Source organism: Dyadobacter bucti (assembly GCF_005869225.1).
Classification (GTDB): domain Bacteria; phylum Bacteroidota; class Bacteroidia; order Cytophagales; family Spirosomataceae; genus Dyadobacter; species Dyadobacter bucti.
Genome location: NZ_SWFP01000022.1, coordinates 30,651 through 45,971 on the forward strand (window position 1 = coordinate 30,651; position 15,321 = coordinate 45,971).

The 15,321-nt window shown below is 42.3% G+C and carries 11 protein-coding genes; 8 read left to right on the plus strand and 3 right to left on the minus strand.

Translation table 11 applies throughout. From position 1 onward, the window contains the following. Window positions 1-59 precede the first annotated feature (59 nt). From FBF61_RS33490 to FBF61_RS35820, 6 genes are all read left to right on the plus strand, one after another. On the plus strand, window positions 60-2,606 hold the full coding sequence (locus FBF61_RS33490; RefSeq protein WP_138485351.1) for a multicopper oxidase domain-containing protein: 2,547 nt from the start codon (window positions 60-62) through the stop codon (window positions 2,604-2,606). 146 nt (window positions 2,607-2,752) lie between these two features. Continuing rightward, a complete protein-coding gene (locus FBF61_RS33495) occupies window positions 2,753-4,819 on the plus strand; it encodes a heavy metal translocating P-type ATPase (RefSeq protein ID WP_138368458.1) in 2,067 nt (688 codons plus the stop codon). Window positions 4,820-5,143: 324 nt separating this feature from the next. Then, window positions 5,144-7,405 carry a heavy metal translocating P-type ATPase gene (locus FBF61_RS33500; protein WP_138368459.1) on the plus strand — a complete coding sequence of 754 codons (2,262 nt, stop codon included), beginning with the start codon at window positions 5,144-5,146 and terminating at the stop codon, window positions 7,403-7,405. Window positions 7,406-7,455: 50 nt separating this feature from the next. Then, window positions 7,456-7,665, plus strand: a complete 210-nt coding sequence (locus tag FBF61_RS33505) for a heavy-metal-associated domain-containing protein (protein WP_138368460.1) — start codon at window positions 7,456-7,458, stop codon at window positions 7,663-7,665. A gap of 97 nt (window positions 7,666-7,762) precedes the next feature. Continuing rightward, entirely contained in the window at window positions 7,763-8,386 is a 624-nt protein-coding gene (locus FBF61_RS33510) for a DUF305 domain-containing protein (RefSeq protein ID WP_138368461.1), read from the plus strand. Window positions 8,387-8,409: 23 nt separating this feature from the next. Continuing rightward, window positions 8,410-8,754, plus strand: coding sequence for a four-helix bundle copper-binding protein (locus FBF61_RS35820; RefSeq protein ID WP_138485352.1), 345 nt, complete (start codon window positions 8,410-8,412; stop codon window positions 8,752-8,754). Between the two features lie 286 nt (window positions 8,755-9,040). On the opposite strand, the gene FBF61_RS33520 is transcribed toward FBF61_RS35820, so the two are convergent. Both FBF61_RS33520 and FBF61_RS33525 read right to left on the minus strand, forming a co-directional pair. Next, entirely contained in the window at window positions 9,041-9,262 is a 222-nt protein-coding gene (locus FBF61_RS33520; RefSeq protein WP_138368463.1) for a hypothetical protein, read from the minus strand. Between the two features lie 488 nt (window positions 9,263-9,750). Continuing rightward, a complete protein-coding gene (locus tag FBF61_RS33525; protein WP_229209009.1) occupies window positions 9,751-10,683 on the minus strand; it encodes a DUF2279 domain-containing protein in 933 nt (310 codons plus the stop codon). Between the two features lie 544 nt (window positions 10,684-11,227). On the opposite strand from FBF61_RS33525, the gene FBF61_RS33530 reads away from it, so the two are divergent. Beyond that, window positions 11,228-12,637, plus strand: coding sequence for a porin family protein (locus FBF61_RS33530; RefSeq protein WP_138485353.1), 1,410 nt, complete (start codon window positions 11,228-11,230; stop codon window positions 12,635-12,637). A 104-nt stretch (window positions 12,638-12,741) separates the two neighbouring features. Continuing rightward, the gene (locus tag FBF61_RS33535; RefSeq protein WP_138485354.1) at window positions 12,742-13,617 is read left to right on the plus strand and encodes a bestrophin family protein; all 876 of its coding nucleotides are present in this window, start codon (window positions 12,742-12,744) and stop codon (window positions 13,615-13,617) included. Between the two features lie 767 nt (window positions 13,618-14,384). Here FBF61_RS33535 and FBF61_RS35730 read toward each other — a convergent pair. Continuing rightward, window positions 14,385-15,176, minus strand: coding sequence for an FTR1 family iron permease (locus FBF61_RS35730; protein ID WP_229215345.1), 792 nt, complete (start codon window positions 15,174-15,176; stop codon window positions 14,385-14,387). Window positions 15,177-15,321 lie beyond the last annotated feature (145 nt).

Here is a 15,321-nt window from a genome sequence, read left to right on the forward strand (position 1 = left end):
CCATACCAGGTTCAGGGCAATGCCCTGAACCAATTTTAACGAACCTAACAACACTTGCGATGAAACTAATCACTATACTACTATCAATAATGCCCTTGGTGGGTGTTTTCGCACAACACCAGCATGGTGGTGCTGAATCATCCAGGCCAGCGTTGGCTAAAAAACCCTTTTTGGCAAGCTCAAAAGGGGGAAGGATCGAATACCATTTATATGTAAATGACACAACTGCCAATATTAGCGGCAAACGCAAGGTTTCTGCGCTCGCTATGAATGGGCAGATCCCTGCACCAACCTTAAATTTCACCGAAGGGGACACCGCCGTAATCCATGTTCATAATCTGATGCGCCATGAAACATCGATCCATTGGCATGGGCTGCTATTGCCCAATAAGGAGGATGGTGTTCCCTATCTGACAACCGCCCCGATCGAGCCGGGCGGGGAGTACACTTTTACCTTCCCGCTTATCCAAAGTGGCACATTCTGGTACCATTCCCATACTATGTTACAGGAGCAGAGTGGCTTGTATGGTTCAATCGTGATTCAACCTAAAAAGAAGGTTTATGAAGTAGACAAAGAATTTGTGCTTTTGTTGTCGGACTGGACAGACGAGAATCCCATGCGTGTACTGAATGCGTTGAAAAGGAATGACCCTGCAAGCGAATGGTATTCTATTAAAAAAGGGTATGCCCAGAGCCTTGATAAATTAATACAGCACAAAGGACTGGGAAATAGGCTCAAAAATGGTTGGAAACGTATGCCCCCAATGGATCTTTCTGATGTTTATTATGCTGCATTTCTGGCAAATGGAAAACGTAAGGAAAGTATTCCGAATTTAAAGCCGGGAGATAAAGTCCGGTTGCGGGTCATAAACGGTTCAGCTTCGACCTATTTTTATCTGCATGGCGGGGCAGGAAAACTCGAACTGATCTCCGCGGACGGCATTGACATAAAGCCGATTAAAGTTGACCGGCTGCTAATGGGGATTGCAGAGACCTACGATTTTCTGCTGACTGTACCAAAAGATAAAACGATGGAGTTCAGGGCAACTGCGCAAGATGTCTCTGGATTTGCTTCCTTGTATTTAGGGAAAGGTGACACCCTGTCTGCGGCACCGATCCCCAGGCCAAACGTTTGGAATATGGATGAAATGATGATGAGCATGGCTGTTAATTTTCCTAATAGAATGAACCATTCAGCAATGGGTGAAACGGATCACAGCAAGATGAACATGGAGCCTTCAAAAAAGAAGGAACCTACTGGGAAACCAGAAAAAGGGCATGAAGGCATGGACATGAATAAAATGGACCATAGCAAAATGAACATGGAGCCTTCCCAAAAGAAGGAACCTGCTACCAAACCAGAGAAAGGTCATGAAGGTATGGACATGAGCAAAATGGACCATAGCAAAATGAACATGGAGCCTTCCCAAAAGAAGGAGCCTGCGGCAAAACCAGAAAAAAAGGATGAAGGCATGGACATGAACAAAATGGACCACAGCAAAATGAACATGCAGCCTTCCCAGAAGAAGGAGCCTGCGGCAAAACCAGAAAAAGGGCAGGAGGGCATGGACATGAGCAAAATGGATCACAGCAACATGAAAGGCATGGACATGGGTAAAGCCGACTCGCTGACCATATTCAATTATGATTTATTGAGCGCCCAACATAAAACAACCTTTGACAGCTCCAAGCCTGTTAGGACTGTCCATTTAAAACTGACTGGCAGTATGTACCGTTATGTGTGGTCTATAAATAACAAGGTACTCTCCCAGGCAGATAAGATTGGTATCAAAAAGGGCGAAGTTGTCAGGTTTGAGCTCGAAAATACCACAATGATGAACCACCCTATGCACTTGCATGGCCATTATTTCAGGGTGCTTAATAAAAACGGCGATTTTTCTCCTTTAAAACATACACTGGATGTTCCTCCAATGACAAGCATTACGATAGAGTTCGATGCAACTGAAGAGAAGGATTGGTTTTTTCACTGCCACATACTTTATCACATGATGAGTGGCATGGCGCGTATCGTAGAATATCAGGGAAGTACCCGTGATACTTCACTGGCCAGATACCCTCTCAACAAATTACTGAAAGAGGACAAGATGTGGTTTTTTTACGGAAGCATTGCCGCCAAATCACACATGGCCGAAGCCCGTGCCAATTTTATTAATAAAAGCAATGCCATCCGCTTTGAAGGAAATTATAACTACGGGTCGCAATATGAGGCCAATATCAGTTATGAACGGTACATTGGAGACTGGCTGCGGCCTTATATTGGCTTTGGTGCTGTAAAACAGCGGTATTACAATATATTCAACGGGGAGCAAACATTTGCGCAGGATTTTGACTTGCCTGTGATTGGAGTCCGGTATACCCTGCCATTTTTCATCGATGCTGATCTGCGTGTAAATTCAAAAGGACGTGTAAGGTTTGCACTTGAAGGGGAAGAATGGCTGCTGCCCAAACTTTTTTTTAACTGGCGTATCAATACAGATAGAGAATACCATTTGGATCTGGAATATATGCTTGGTAAATACATTTCCCTATCCGGAGGCTATGATTCCAGGTACAAACTGGGTGGGGGCTTGCTACTAAGGTTCTAATCAAATGGAATACGTAATATTTCATTGTGTCATGGTTTTTTTCAAAATCTACACTACGATGCCAAGATTTTAAGGAGCTGACCATAAGATGTTTGCTGTTGGCTCAAAGTGCGTTTTTATGCCAGTTTTAAAACAAAATTAAACCGATGGAAAATCACCATAACCACGAGCATCATCCGAAGAAGCCGGCGGAAAGCATGCATTCTATACCGGAATCTGCTGATCAGCAGCATGCCCCTACACCGCAAAATGATGAGCATGCAGGCCATGACAAACATGCAGGGCATCACACAGAAGATTTTTTAAAACGCTTCTGGATCTGTATGGCCATCACTGTGCCTATTTTGTTGTTATCGCATATGATCCAGCAGATGGCCGGAATCGACTGGACCTTTCCCGGTGACCAGTATGTGCTTTTGGCACTTAGCACTGTCATCTACTTTTATGGAGGTTGGCCGTTTCTGACAGGCCTTATCAGGGAGCTTAAAAGTAAAAATTTGGGCATGATGACCCTGGTTGCAGTAGCTATAACAACTGCTTATGTGTACAGTGTGGCCGTGGTTTTCGGACTGGAAGGGATGGACTTCTTTTGGGAGCTTGCCACCCTGATTGATATCATGCTGATTGGTCATTGGCTGGAAATGAAATCCCAGATGGCTGCTTCGCAAGCCCTGGAATCGCTGGTCGCTTTGCTGCCTTCAATGGTGCATCTCGAAAAAGACAACCAGGTAACAGACATCCCTTTAAAAGACCTTCGCAGTGGTGATGTATTGCTTGTTAAACCCGGAGAAAAGATACCAGCCGATGGTGTGATTTTGGAAGGCAGTTCCTATGTGAATGAGAGTATGCTGACCGGGGAAAGCGTTCCGGTGCAGAAAAAGAAAGATGATAAAGCAATTGGAGGCGCGATTAATAGCGATGGAGTCCTAAAAATCCATGTTACCGGTGCAGGGGATGACACCTACCTGCAAAAGGTAATCAGCATGGTCAAGACGGCGCAAAGTACCAAATCCAATACGCAGAACCTGGCTGATAAGGTTGCCAAATGGTTAACGTTGGTTTCCATTACTGTTGGGGTGGTCACTTTTATTGTCTGGTATACAAACGGCCAGGATCTGGCATTTGCTTTGGAACGAATGGTTACGGTTATGGTGACTTCCTGCCCGCATGCACTAGGGGTTGCGATCCCATTGGTTATTGCTATTTCAACAACGCTTTCAGCAACGCATGGCCTTTTAATCCGGAACCGTACCGCTTTTGAGAATGCCCGCAAGCTTACAACTATTATTTTTGATAAAACCGGCACACTTACCAAAGGCTCCCATGAAATTCAGCAGATCATACCCATTGGAGATCAGTTTTCATCCGATCAGATATTGCAATATGCGGCGGCAATTCAGCAAAACTCCGAACACCATATTGCACATGGGGTCATGCGCAAGCTAAAAGAGAAAGGATTAGAGCTGTGGGCTTCTACCGATTTCAACTACATGCAGGGTATTGGCGTAACAGGTACAGTAAACGGAAAAAAAGTAGTGGCTGCCGGCCCCAATTATTTTGAACAGGAAAACAACCCTGTGCCTGCTATTCCGGATCAGGTAGACCAGGCGACCGACACAGTAAACTTTATTCTTATCGACGGTAAACCGGTAGGCCTGATCACATTTGCGGATAGTATCAGGGAAAGCGCAGCACAGGCCGTTGCTGAGTTGAAAAAGATGAATATTAAAACCTTTCTTTTGACCGGTGATAATGAGAAAATAGCGGAAGCGGTCAGTAGAAAGCTGAACATGGATGGGTATCTGGCTAATGTGTTGCCCCATCAAAAGCAGGATAAGGTTAAGGAATTTCAAGATAAGGGAGAGATTGTTGCCATGACTGGTGATGGTGTAAATGATGCGCCCGCACTCGCACAGGCCGATGTTGGCATTGCCGTTGGTTCGGGGACCGATGTGGCAGCTGAAACCGCCGATATTATCCTGGTAAACAGCGACCCTATGGATGTAGTACAAATGATCACCTTCGGTAGGGCTACTTACAGAAAAATGGTACAAAACCTGGCTTGGGCAATCGGTTATAACGTCATAGCAATCCCGTTGGCTGCCGGTGTGCTATATCCCTCTTTTATGTTAAGCCCTGCGATGGGAGCAGTCCTGATGAGTGCATCCACGATCGTGGTTGCCATTAATGCAAAGCTACTTAGGGTAAATTAAATGCTATGGTTATGACAAATCAACAATTTGATGAGTTTGTTAAGAACAGGCTGGAATCTTTCCGGCCTGTTTACCTGTGTAGGGACTGGCTTGATTTAAATGAGCGGCTGGAAAGAAGGAACAAAATACCAAAGTCTTTTTATACAGCCGGTCGAAATAAACGCAATCGGTCAAGATAAGATCAGCCACCACTTTCTCAGTAAGTTGGCTGCACTAAACGTCTTCTGATGAAGTTGAATTCACAAAACTATGCACACCTAATAGCTAATTGTGTAATAAAATCTTATGTGCTTCAGCTTAGTTTTGTATAAATAAATCAAGACAATGGAAGCACTTATTTCAGATAATTCAAGCATTAAAAAAGCTTCGGATAAATATATAAAGAAAACCTTTCCGGTCCTTGGAATGACCTGCGCGGCCTGCGCGGTAAGTGTGGAAAGCATGCTTAAATCCGCCAAGGGAGTCCACGATGCTGGCGTTAATTATGCCAATCAGACAGCTTGGGCTGAATATGACCAGACCGTTAAGCCTGTTGACTTACAGAATCTAATCCGCTCTGTTGGTTACGATCTGATTGTTGATTCGCAAGACCCACAGCAAGAGCAGCAAGATGCTCAGCTCAGTCACTATAAGCAGTTAAAAAGACGTACGCTCTGGGCTGCCCTTCTTTCTTTTCCGATTGTCGTAATTGGGATGTTCTTTATGGACGCGCTGCCTTACGGCAACTGGATTATGATGGCCCTTTCAGCGCCAGTGGTATTTTATCTTGGACGAAGCTTTTTTATGAATGCCTTTAAGCAGGCCACGCATGGAAAAGCCAATATGGATACCCTGGTGGCGCTAAGTACTGGGATTGCTTTTGTGTTTAGTGCCTTTAACACCATCTATCCTGAATTCTGGCATAACAGGGGCTTGCATGCTCACGTATATTATGAAGCAGCAGCTGTTGTCATTGCATTTATTTCCCTTGGAAAACTATTGGAAGAAAAGGCAAAGTCCAATACTTCGTCTGCGATAAAGAAATTGATAGGCTTGCAACCTAAAACGGTCAGGGCTATTGTCAATGGTGTAGAGCAGGAAATATCAATCGCGGCAGTAAAGGTTGGTGATATCCTGCTGGTCAGGCCTGGCGAAAAAATCCCGGTTGATGGAGTTGTGACAGATGGAAGCTCATTTGTGGATGAAAGCATGATCAGCGGGGAGCCCGTGGCAGTGGAAAAAAGCCAGGGAGAACAAGTATTTGCAGGGACAATTAATCAGAAGGGTAGCTTTCAATTTAAAGCCCAGAAAGTAGGGGGTGATACAATCCTTGCCCAGATTATCAGGATGGTCCAGGACGCTCAGGGAAGTAAAGCTCCGGTTCAAAAGCTTGTGGACAAGATAGCCGGTATATTCGTGCCAGTCGTGATCGGTGTTGCTGCGCTGACTTTTCTGACCTGGATGCTGGTTGGATCAGAAAACGCTTTTACACATGCATTACTTACTTCTGTGACAGTGCTGGTAATTGCGTGCCCGTGCGCACTTGGGCTTGCAACACCTACCGCAATCATGGTAGGTATTGGAAAAGGCGCAGAAAATAACATCCTAATTAAAGATGCCGAAAGTCTTGAGCTAGGCCATAAGGTAAATGCGGTTATTCTGGATAAAACAGGCACAATTACTGAGGGCAAGCCCATTGTCACAGACATTTCCTGGAATGTAATAAACGGTGATCAAAGGTTATACAAACAAATCTTGCATGCTATGGAGGCTCAATCTGAGCATCCATTAGCAGAAGCGGTAGTTGTTAGCCTCAAAGAAGATAGTTTCGAAGCCCTGCGTTTGGAGAAATTTGAAAGTATAACCGGTTTGGGAGTAAGCTCATTTTATCAGGGGACCCGGTATTTTATCGGCAATCGCAAACTAATGGAGCTAAATACAATCAGCATAAACAATCAACTTTCCCTTGAAGCAGAACAATGGCAGCACCAGGCCAAAACGGTAATTTTCTTTGCAGACTCCAAGCAGGTACTAGCCATCATAGCCATTGCCGATAAAATCAAACTTACTTCACGTCAGGCCATTGAAACGCTGCAAAACCGCGGCATTCAGGTTTATATGCTTACTGGTGACAATAAACAAACGGCAGCTGCGGTAGCAGAGCAGGTAGGTTTGAAACACTACAGAGCAGACGTAATGCCTTCACAAAAAGCAGAGTTCGTAAAACAGCTGCAAGCAGAAGGAAAAATTGTAGCCATGGTTGGCGACGGGATCAATGACAGTCATGCCCTGGCGCAGGCAGATGTTAGCATTGCCATGGGCAAAGGATCAGACATTGCTATGGACGTAGCAAAGATGACACTAATTACATCTGATTTGAACATGGTGCCCAAAGCATTACGGCTTTCAGCTAAAACAGTTAAAACTATAAAACAGAATCTTTTCTGGGCCTTTATCTACAACCTGATCGGTATACCTCTTGCAGCAGGTCTGTTGTATCCTGTCAACGGCTTCTTACTGGATCCAATGATTGCAGGAGCAGCAATGGCGCTTAGTTCAGTTTCTGTTGTAAGCAATAGTTTGAGATTGAAAGCAGCAAAACTTTAGTATTTATAAGCAAGTTTAGTAGTGTGATTATATAATTCAAATAACAACCAATGGAATCTTTAAAATTTAAAACTAATATCAAATGTGGTGGATGTGTAGCAAAAGTCACACCAGGCTTAAATGAAACCGCCGGGGTCGATCAATGGGAAGTGGATATCAACAATCCGGAAAAAATCCTGACTGTAAATAGTGACGGTAACGGAGATCAAATCATCTCAGCTGTGAAGGATGCGGGTTTTGTGATTGAGAAGATCGACTAACCCTATTATCAATATCCAGGCGCTGTTGGCATAGTTGTTTTAAAGTTATGGGGCTGATCGGAAACTATATTAACTCTTAATTTAAAATGACAAACCCATGAAACCAGCGTACAAAATTCTAGGGCTTGCGGCCATGATGGCCTTTTCAACTGCATGCTCCGATGACGATGATGACAACAAAATTGCCATCCAGGCTCATGACGATAATCAAATGATGACCGTTATGCACGACATGATGGATGAGATGCAAACCATGAAGCCCACCCAGGATCCTGATATTGATTTTGCTGCCATGATGAAAATGCATCATATGGGTGCCATTGATATGGCCAAACTGGAATTAGCATCTGGAAGCAACAGCGAAATGAAAGCCAAAGCACAAGCGATCATCGATGCACAACAAAAAGAAATAGCTCAGCTAGATTCGTTTTTGACCAAGGCTACACCTACAACCATGAACATGGACTTCCATATGAAAATGATGGAGGGAATGGACCGGATGGGAAAACAATCTGATCTGCAAATCATCAACGGCAACATAGATCAGGACTTTGCCACATTGATGATAGAACATCACAAAAGCGCCACTGAGATGGCACAGATGCACTTATCGATGGGCAAGAACGCAGATCTTAAAGAAATGTCTTCTATGATCATCCAGGAGCAGAACAAAGAAATAGCCGATTTCCAGACCTGGCTATTGGCTAACAGAAATAACTAATCACCAATCTAACCTTAAATTTTATGGCACATCAACAATTTAAAGAATGTATCGATGTCTGCGTGGCATGCGCCATTGCTTGCAGCCACTGCGCGACTGAATGTTTAAAAGAAGAGCAGGTAGAACATATGGCAAGGTGCATCCAGCTTGATTTAGAGTGCGCTGCTATCTGCCGAAGTGCAGCTGAAGTGATGAGCCTTGGTAGCAGTTTTAGTGCGCATCTATGCCGGGTTTGTGCAGACGCTTGTAATGCGTGTGCCGATGAATGTGAAAAACACGCAGAGATGGGTATGGATCATTGCCGTGAGTGTGCAGAAGCTTGCCGGAACTGCGCCCAGGCTTGTGAAAAAATGGCTACGTCAGTTTAAAGTACTGGAAAATAGTAAATACAGCGACTATGTAATTTGACTAAATTGACCAGAGTACACAGTTGCTGTAATTATTGGGCTGGCGTTATTTTCATACCAATAAATGACAAAACGAAAGCATAATGCTGTCATAAAATCTTAGTTAACTGCTACCAACAATGCAAGGTGCAGTTTACAATCTTTGACCAGATCAAAAAACTTGCAACAAGTTTATCGAAATACAGAATGAGGTAAAAAAAATGAGAGTGTCTACAAGACACACCCCCATTTTTCTGAAATTAAAAAATCATGAAATTGGATCACTATGACCTTGCTCATGACTTTGAATATGATGTTCGGCTGCAGCGTTTGCATGGTGGTCTGCCAAAGTATGGTGACCAAAAGCCAAATAAGCTTCATGTGCTTCTTGCTCGTGCTCCCCCGATTCATGCAGCTGTTGAGCCTTTTGATGGTGCTTGGCAGCCTCACCAAAATGGTAAGCTGCTTCTTTATGATGATTATGTTCCATGAGATATAAGTTTTAAGGCTGTAGCTAAAAAACTATGCCCAAACAAAGAATCTCTATTGCCGTAACTTAGCTTGAAGTGGTAGCAAAATAACATTTGGCAGTAAACGCAATTTCACGGGTATGACTGTTCAAAAGTTTAAAAATAATATTCGGTGGAAGCTGCCTCCAAGGAACTTTGGTAGTGAGAGAAACCCGCAATAAAAACTATTGGGTGAGTGAGCAAACAGAACTCCTGCCATCAGGGTGAACTCTTCACAGATGATAGCTCAGTATGGCCTGACTCTCGTCAAGATTAATAATTTGGGAAGAGCAGCAATAGCCGGAAAACAGGATGATCAATATAAATTCAACCTTCGCAACCTTGGCTTAACAGTCCATATATGCATGATGGGCATACGCTGCATTTTAAGAAATACACAGACAGGGTTCGAAATCTAAAAAATCAGCCCCTAAAACTGATCACAAAATGGCAAAAAAGCATTTCCATATTAAAAGAACAAAGGCTTTAAGCGGACTCCGGTTTTATCCATTTGAAGAGATGGGGAAGGAATTTTAACCGAATTGGCCATAAAACAAAGTGTCCTTAAAATTTTGCTGCGTGTTTTAATTTTGGTCAGGTCAATATCCATAGATACATAGTATTGCCGATAGGGATCAAAGCCCAGCTGCTGACTACGGTTTTTTTGCGCAGATACCATATTATTAATACCATAACCGACTGAAAAACAAAGCCAGGCAGGCCATGATGTATTTGCTCCAAAAGATCGGGGGCTAAATGAAAGCCAGTATGTTTGACCATTATAATCCTTAAGCCATCGTTGGGAGTAAGTAGAACCTAAAAGTTCCGGTCGCATGGCTGCCAGTGAAGTATATTGAAATGAGAATTTGGGTTGAATACGGATTTCATCCCACAGCGCTATCTGGCCCAGATATACAACTGAGCCAAAAACATTGGCAACCATATCCCCGGGCGAAAAGCCGTATTCGGGCGAAAATCCGTCCAGGATTTCTATTGGTGTCTGAAAAAGCACCCCGGATATTGCCCCATAAATCAAAATCTGCTTTTTACTCAATCCAGCCTTTTGGTAAAGTGCAGCTGTGTGGCGTGCAATCTGATAGGACGTATAAAAGTGACCAACTTTGTCAATCTGCAGCCAGTCACGGCTATCATCCTGGATTCTAAATTTGGTAAGCGGGTCTTTATACCATGATTTACTAAGTCCATAAATACTGCCGGCATAGACAGCCGATTGACCTGCAAATATTGCACGCAATAAAACATAATTTGGCCTTTTTGTGCTATCACCTTCATCATGAACCTTTTCGGCCTGGGCATTCACGATTGGTAAGACCAGGATAAAAAGCATCACAGACATCACCAAGCCACAACGTATAATTTTTGAACAGTTAGTAAAACTCATTTTTCAACTATATCCAATAAAATTCTTAAAATTTCAGGTGAACCTTTTAATCTTCACCGTTTTCGTGCTTGACACTTACAGGCTTATCCCCGAAGGATCTCGCCTGTAATTTTATTACTTTATACGCAACTCTTTACCATAAATACTCGTAGAAAGCTAAAATGAATGGTATGCGCGAGTTTAATCTGCCGACTCTGCGGTTGCCCGCAGGGCCCAAAGAGGCCGTAAGATTTAAAATCTGTTGTTCAAACAGTTTGTAACTAATCTATGGACATATGCCTTTGGTGTGAAACCACACATCAGGCAAGGTTAAGAGCTATCTATCTCTGATTTAAACAACCCAAAGTCGAACAGTCTTTATCAATCGATAACAGGTACAGGTCAAAATACGGGTGAGCTTGATAAATTCAATATTAACTGATAAGTGATTGATGGGTGTTTGCACACTGAGCTTGCTGAAAAACCGGCATCATGACAGGCTCCGGAACAGTGGTTGGATCAAGCAAGAAAAACTCTGAGGACCTTTCGAAAATATCCACACAATATGACAGAGTTACCAGATGACGAATTGGATAAGCTCTTCAGGAAGTCAATGAACGAGCTAAATCCTAATTTTGAGCAAGACAACTGGAACGCTTTAAGCAAGCGCTTGGATGATGCAAACCGAAAAACCGATCTCCATCGCATTTTTAAATGGCCGCTGCTTAGAATTTTTACAGTGCTGGTTATTATAGGGGCACTGTATTACTCGTATAGCGATGAAAAACGTGACCCTCAGAAGCCCGCCAAAGTTTCTGCAAATAGCTTAGCGTCATCCAAAGCAGATAAAAAAGATCCAAAAACCAATAAGGGTTTTCAGAAGTCTAATAATGCCATAAGTCGCAACTCAAAGTTGGTAACAAAAGACACGTTAGTATCCAGATCAGTAAGAAGAAGTGATATTGATGCGGCAGATATATTAGCCGCTGAATCCAAAGTTATTGACTCAAACGTCCCTGGTGAAAATTTTACAGTACCAATCCCCAGTGTTGCCAAAAAAAGATTATTGCATAATTTACAACCAAAACCGCCAATCAAGCTGGCATACAACCAAAAGCATATTGTCCAGCAAGTGGAAGCGGTTACTATTTATACGGCCAACCAAGACTTGCCTAAAACTGATCAACCAAAGATGGGCATCAGCGTAAATGATACCGTATTCACTATACAAAATCAAGAAAGGCCCAAACCTTCAATACCTATAAGTATCATAGATAACCACCTCTCTATTAGCAATGTTAGATTAAATTTTCCATCAATAGAACATCCAAAAAGCGAGGAATTCGAGCAGGAAGCTGGCCCGGCACCAACTAGCCAATTCGTAAATAGGCTGGCTTTTTATTTTGGCTACTCTCCGGATCTTAGTGCGGTGAAGATCAAAAACCTTGCAAAGCCTGGCTTCGCCGTTTTTTTGATGGCCGAGTATTCTATCTCAAATCGAATGTATTTTCAGCTAGGATTGGCAAGAAGTAAAAAAATATACAATGCCCAGGCTGGTGAATATACCTGGCCTTCCAATTGGAAGCAAAAAATCTTGCCTACCAGTGTAGATGGAACATGCAAAATGCTGGAAATCCCTTTTAACCTGAGATTTGACATTACCCAAAAAAAACTTTCACGATGGTTTGTTACAGCGGGCGTTTCATCTTATTATATGGCTAACGAAAAATATGTATACAACTACCCTCCTTACAGTACAAATATTAAATGGTATGATTATCAAGTAAAGACCGGATGGTATTTGCTGAGCCATGCTAATGTATCAGTCGGTTATCAATATAGGCTTTCCAAAAAACTTTTCTTAATTGCAGAACCTTATGCGAGAATCCCTGTAAAAAAAGTTGGTTACGGAAAAATCAATTTAACGACAACCGGGGTTTGGCTATCGGTGAGATACATTCCGGTATTCAACTAGCTCGGTATACAGACTTTTTTGTTAACCTTTAAATCAGGTACAAAAACGGCTTGGCAGCGTCCGCACCATAGGTATAAACCATAAAAACGACGATTGTTCTAAAAATGCTTCTAAATAAAAAAATATCGGTTTTCTCCTTTATTAAACAAATTAGCTTTGATATTTCCGTAATACTTTTCTATGCTATACTGGTTGCAACTGCTGACCAATACGGAGTACTTGCCCAAATATCTGTACCCTTGGGAGTTTCAGCCATCATTGGTACAGCACTATCGCTGCTGCTTGCATTCAGAACAGCCCAGGCATATGAAAGATGGTGGGAGGCCAGAATAGTCTGGGGAGCAATTGTAAATGATTCAAGAACATTGATCAGACAAGTAAAGCAGTTTGTTACAGATAACCCGGATGGGAAAAAGTCTGTGGAATCATTTGCGTACCGCCAGATCATTTGGTGTTATGCGCTAGGTGAGTCGCTACGCCGATTGCCTTTCTCCCAAAAGGTGCAGCAATACTTAACCGAGCAGAACATTGTAGAAATTAATATCCCAAATGGTATTCTAAACCAGCACAGTATCGAACTTTCACAGCTACAGATCGGGGAGTACAAACAAGTACAACTTGATTCGACTTTAAGCCGCCTGTGCGATGCCATGGGAAAATGTGAGCGAATTAAAAATACAATATTTCCGAAATCATATAGTTTGCTGGTCCATTTTTTAATCTATGTTTTTGCAACACTATTACCATTTGGCCTGGATGACAAATATTATCTTGTTGAGATTTTTGTAACTGCATTGATTCCCATCATATTTATAGCAATTGAGCGTACAGCTATTATACTCCAGGACCCTTTTGAAAATGTACCAACCGACACGCCGGTAACAACTATTGCCACAACCATTGAAATCAATATCAAAGAGCTGATAGGCGATAAAAACTTACCGACCCAAGAGGCTCCTACATCTTTTTTTGTCATGTAAAGCACTAACTATCTGCATAAAATTACAGATCAAGTTATAACCCAGGCCAGATGATCATTTAGGGTATAAGGCCGTTTGGGTTGTCTGATCTTCCCTTTTATAATTCAAAACAGTGATGAAGGCATTTCAGATAATAATAATATGATCATGCAATTCAAATTAACCATAGCACAAAACTATTTCCTATTTTTGTCAGACATTAAAGCAGGTCAATTATAAACCTTAAAATTTTAAGTCCTTTGACCGGCTTATCTGCTTTTTTTGACAGCAGGTAAGCTGGCAAAGGCGCCAATGCCCCATTGACCCATTTAGCTCACTATCGTAGTAAGTCTATCAATGGTAGTTTTTTTACTGTTCAGACACTAAATCGATAGTTGAAATGGACCTAATTATAAGCTGATAATTAAATTATTTGCTAAACTAGCTATAATCAATATTTTCACTTAACTATTCTCAACGTTTCAAGTACTTACCCTGTCTGGTCCTAAATAGGTTGACAGTTTTAAGTTAATTCTTGATGGCCTCGGAGATTGTCTTTGAGGCCTTTTTTGTGTATTATCTCGGGCGTCGTCATATTCAGGTTTAAATGTGGTAGATTAATGTTGTAGATATCAATCGACTCTTTGATTAATACCTCTATTCTGCTTTGAATCACATTTATACATAAGGAACTCTTGTGTATCGTCTGGCAAATACCAGACAATACCTAAACAAAAGATTACATATAGGGGAAAACTGGCAGGTGCGGGCTTATGCCCTGCAATGATTTAATAAACTTGCTTGGTTTTCAACTGATCGTTTTTTAAGCTTTTATTATTGCGCCAGAACGGCACCAATATTAACAGTAAAGCGAGCAGGATCTGGGCAGACATGGTTTCAAGGGTAGGATAAATGCCCAACAAATCTAACCGTATGTTAAAAGGAGCAGCATTTACAGAGATAAATCCAGCCTCTTGCAATGAATGAACCCCTTTGCCGATCAGCACAACTGAAAGCAGAGCTACGATCCAGGCTGAAAAATTGAAAAGCTGCGGAATGGGAAGGCGCTTTGAAAACCTTAAAATGAATATGACAGTAATGGCAATGGCAAAACCGGAAGTCAGTGTACCCCATCCAATAGCATTTTGTGCATCAGGGACAGTTTGAAGTTTAATCGCCTGAAGGAATAAAATGGACTCAAATGCTTCCCGGAAAACAACCATAAATACAAATATGCTCAATCCCCACATGCTTTCACTGCTCACCAGCTTTTTCAAGCGGACTTCAACAAACTCTTTCCATTTCTGTGCATTGGAATGAGAATGGAGCCATAAACCTACATAGGCAAGAATAACGACGGCCAGTAATGAAACAAAGCCTTCCATAACTTCCCGGCTCGCACCACTGATTTTTAGGATCCAATCTGAAACCAGCCAGCCAGCCAAGCCAGTTGCCACTGCTGCAAGCCATCCGCCATGTATCCAGGCTTGGGCTTTAAATGAGCTGGTTTTGCCAACAATAGCCAATAGTAAAGCAACAATCAGGAACGCTTCAATACCTTCCCGTAAAAGGATCGACATGGTAAGGAAAAATGAAACCCAAAATTGAGGTTTTCATTACAAATGGACGGAAAATAGCGGTTTGCTAATTAACGCTTATCGACAGGCGGCCGCAAAGCTCGTAGCCCGTTCTCTTGTAACCTGATTTCATCGTTGAAATCATATT